Origin of the sequence: Solimonas fluminis (genome assembly GCF_002930645.1) — a bacterium.
In the GTDB taxonomy this organism is placed as follows: Bacteria; Pseudomonadota; Gammaproteobacteria; order Nevskiales; family Nevskiaceae; genus Solimonas_A; species Solimonas_A fluminis.
The window spans coordinates 1-4,259 of record NZ_PSNW01000025.1; the positions used below are offsets into that span (position 1 = coordinate 1).

Below are 4,259 nucleotides of genomic sequence, written 5' to 3' on the forward strand. Positions count from 1 at the left end.
GCAAGAAAAAACCCCCGCAGCTCTCGCTACGGGGGTTTGTCCTTCTTTAAGAGCCTGGCAGTGTCCTACTCTCACATGGCTATTGCCACACTATCATCGGCGCTGTGTCGTTTCACTTCCGTGTTCGGGATGGGAACGGGTGGTTCCAACACGCTATGGCCGCCAGGCAAACTGGCTGACGAGTCGTGACCTTGCGGTCTCGCCTCATCGAATTGGGTTTGTAGTCAAAGCTGCGACGTCATGCTCTCAATGCCTTCAGTACATTGACGTCAAAAATGCTTGAGCGTTATATGGCCAAGCCGCACGAGCAATTAGTACACGTTAGCTACACGCATTACTGCGCTTCCACATCGTGCCTATCAACCACGTAGTCTACATGGGCTCTACAGGCAGCTTAAGCTGCGTGAGATCTCATCTTGGAGTGGGCTTCCCGCTTAGATGCTTTCAGCGGTTATCCCGTCCGTACATAGCTACCCAGCGATGCCACTGGCGTGACAACTGGAACACCAGAGGTACGTTCCACCCGGTCCTCTCGTACTAAGGTGAACTCTCCTCAAATCTCAAACGCCCACGGCAGATAGGGACCGAACTGTCTCACGACGTTCTGAACCCAGCTCGCGTACCTCTTTAACCGGCGAACAGCCGGACCCTTGGGACCGACTACAGCCCCAGGATGAGATGAGCCGACATCGAGGTGCCAAACACTGCCGTCGATATGGACTCTTGGGCAGTATCAGCCTGTTATCCCCGGAGTACCTTTTATCCGTTGAGCGATGGCCCTTCCATACAGAACCACCGGATCACTTAGACCTACTTTCGTACCTGCTCGACTTGTTTGTCTCGCAGTCAAGCTAGCTTATGCCTATGCACTCAAGAGCGCGATTTCCGACCGCGCTGAGCTAACCTTCGCACTCCTCCGTTACTCTTTGGGAGGAGACCGCCCCAGTCAAACTACCCACCATACAGTGTCCCTGTCCCGGCTTACGGGACGAGGTTAGAAATTCGAGTTTATCAGGGTGGTATTTCACCGGTGCCTCCACCCCAGCTAGCGCCAGGGTTTCAAAGGCTCCCACCTATGCTACACAAACAAACTCAAACTCCAGTGTAAAGATATAGTAAAGGTTCACGGGGTCTTTCCGTCTTGCCGCGGGAACACCGCATCGTCACGGCGATTTCAATTTCACTGAGCCTCGGATGGAGACAGTGGAGCCATCGTTACACCATTCGTGCAGGTCGGAACTTACCCGACAAGGAATTTCGCTACCTTAGGACCGTTATAGTTACGGCCGCCGTTTACTGGGGCTTCGATCAAGAGCTTCGCTTGCGCTGACCCCATCACTTAACCTTCCAGCACCGGGCAGGTGTCAGACCCTATACGTCCACTTTCGTGTTTGCAGAGTCCTGTGTTTTTGATAAACAGTCTCAGCTCCCTCTTCACTGCGACCCGCTTGCGCGGGCGTGCCTTCTCCCGAAGTTACGGCACTAATTTGCCGAGTTCCTTCATCCGAGTTGTCTCAAACGCCTTAGGATACTCTCCTCGCCCACCTGTGTCGGTTTGGGGTACGGATTCTTGTTACCTGAAGCTTAGAGGCTTTTCTTGGAAGCGGGGTATCAGCAACTTCGGCCCAGTAGGGCCTCGTCATCACGCCTCAGCTTAGCTCTCCGGATTTGCCTGAAGAGCACGCCTAAACGCTTAAACCACCATCCAACAGGTGGATTGCCTAACCTTCTCCGTCACCCCATCGCAGTAACAAGAAGTGCTGGAATATTAACCAGCTTTCCATCGACTACGCCTCTCGGCCTCGCCTTAGGATCCGACTCACCCAGCGCCGATTACCGTTGCGCTGGAACCCTTGGGCTTACGGCGAACGGGTTTTTCACCCGTATTGTCGTTACTCATGTCAGCATTCGCACTTCTGATACCTCCAGCAACCCTTACGAGTCACCTTCACAGGCTTACAGAACGCTCCTCTACCACGCACATTGCTGTGCATCCGCAGCTTCGGTGTATCGCTTGAGCCCCGTTACATCTTCCGCGCGGGCCGACTCGACCAGTGAGCTATTACGCTTTCTTTAAATGATGGCTGCTTCTAAGCCAACATCCTGGCTGTCTGTGCCTTCCCACATCGTTCACCACTTAGCGATAACTTTGGGACCTTAGCTGGCGGTCAGGGCTGTTTCCCTTTTCACGATGAAATTTAGCTCCCACCGTGTGTCTCCCGTGATTGCACTTGTAGGTATTCGGAGTTTGCAACAGCTGGGTAGGAACTTGTGCTCCCCCCAAACCGTAACAGTGCTCTACCCCCTACAGTGATACACGAGGCGCTACCTAAATAGCTTTCGAGGAGAACCAGCTATCACCCGCCTTGATTAGCCTTTCACTCCTATCCACATGTCATCCCCGACTTTTTCAACAGGCGTGGGTTCGGGCCTCCAAGTGGTATTACCCACTCTTCACCCTGCACATGGATAGATCGACGGGTTTCGGGTCTACTCCCAGCAACTAATCGCCCTATTCAGACTCGGTTTCCCTACGGCTCCCCTATACGGTTAGCCTCGCTACTGAGAAGTAAGTCGCTGACCCATTATACAAAAGGTACGCCATCACCCTTGCGGGCTCTGACTGCTTGTACGCATCCGGTTTCAGGTTCTATTTCACTCCCCTCTCCGGGGTTCTTTTCGCCTTTCCCTCACGGTACTGGTTCACTATCGGTCGACAACGAGTATTTAGCCTTGGAGGATGGTCCCCCCATATTCAGACAAGGTTTCACGTGCCTCGCCTTACTCGATTTCACGTATCTGACTTTTCGCATACGGGGCTATCACCCGCTATGGCCGGCCTTTCCAAACCGTTCTGCTAAGTTTCGACACGCTTAAGGGCTGCTCCCCGTTCGCTCGCCACTACTAGGGGAATCTCGGTTGATTTCTTTTCCTTCAGGTACTTAGATGTTTCAGTTCCCTGAGTTTGCCTCCACAACCTATGTATTCAGTTGCAGATACGGCCGAAGCCGTGGGTTGCCCCATTCGGAAATCCGCGGATCAAAGCTTGTTTGCTAGCTCCCCGCGGCTTATCGCAAGCTACTACGTCCTTCATCGCCTGTTGTCGCCAAGGCATCCACCAGATGCGCTTGATCGCTTGACCATATAACCTCAAACATTCTCACGAATGATCTCGGCCATAGGTTTAAACAACCTATAACTTACATTTCGCCGTCAAGCACCTTCGGCATTGAGTCTGATTACTTCCTTTTTACAGGATGTAAACAGATACATAATGTCTACAGTTTTTGACTACAAACCTAATTGTTAAAGAACAGTTGAACCCACTTTCGCAAGTTCATGAAAACGTCTTGTCGCACAGGACGCTTTCATGAACCAGAATTGGTGGAGCCAGTCGGGATCGAACCGACGACCCTCTGCTTGCAAAGCAGATGCTCTCCCAGCTGAGCTATGGCCCCGGTTTCCGGCGCACCCTGGAGTCTCTTGGGAAAATGGTGGGTCTGGCTGGATTTGAACCAGCGACCCCACGCTTATCAAGCGTGTGCTCTAACCAACTGAGCTACAGACCCAGGTGCGGTTGAATCGCAAGGCGCGATTCCGACTGTCTTAGCAAGTAACTTGTGTGGATGCTCCCAGCACGCTTTCGAAGCGTTCTGTAAAGGAGGTGATCCAGCCGCAGGTTCCCCTACGGCTACCTTGTTACGACTTCACCCCAGTCATTGACCACACCGTGGTAGGCGTCCCCCTTGCGGTTAGACTACCTACTTCTGGTGCAGCCAACTCCCATGGTGTGACGGGCGGTGTGTACAAGGCCCGGGAACGTATTCACCGCCGCAAATGCTGATCGGCGATTACTAGCGATTCCGACTTCATGAGGTCGAGTTGCAGACCTCAATCCGGACTACGATGTACTTTCTGGGATTAGCTCCCTCTTGCGAGTTGGCGACCCTCTGTATACACCATTGTAGTACGTGTGTAGCCCTGGCCATAAGGGCCATGATGACTTGACGTCATCCCCACCTTCCTCCGGTTTGTCACCGGCGGTCCCCTTAGAGTGCTCAACTGAATGGTGGCAACTAAGGGCAAGGGTTGCGCTCGTTGCGGGACTTAACCCAACATCTCACGACACGAGCTGACGACAGCCATGCAGCACCTGTGTCTAGGTTCCCTTGCGGGCACTCCCATATCTCTACAGGATTCCTAGCATGTCAAGGCCAGGTAAGGTTCTTCGCGTTGCATCGAATTAAACCACATACTCC

2 tRNA genes and 3 rRNA genes are annotated in these 4,259 nt (G+C 53.0%); all 5 read right to left on the reverse strand.

Annotated elements, in window-relative coordinates:
- Positions 1 to 52: 52 nt before the first annotated feature.
- A 5S ribosomal RNA gene (rrf, locus tag C3942_RS21715) occupies positions 53 to 167 on the reverse strand.
- Between the two features lie 123 nt (positions 168 to 290).
- Positions 291 to 3,142 (reverse strand): 23S ribosomal RNA (locus C3942_RS21720).
- Positions 3,143 to 3,382: 240 nt separating this feature from the next.
- Positions 3,383 to 3,458: transfer RNA gene (locus C3942_RS21725), tRNA-Ala, on the reverse strand.
- A gap of 34 nt (positions 3,459 to 3,492) precedes the next feature.
- Positions 3,493 to 3,569 (reverse strand) — tRNA-Ile (locus C3942_RS21730).
- Positions 3,570 to 3,657: 88 nt separating this feature from the next.
- Positions 3,658 to 4,259 (reverse strand): 16S ribosomal RNA (locus C3942_RS21735); the annotation flags it as partial.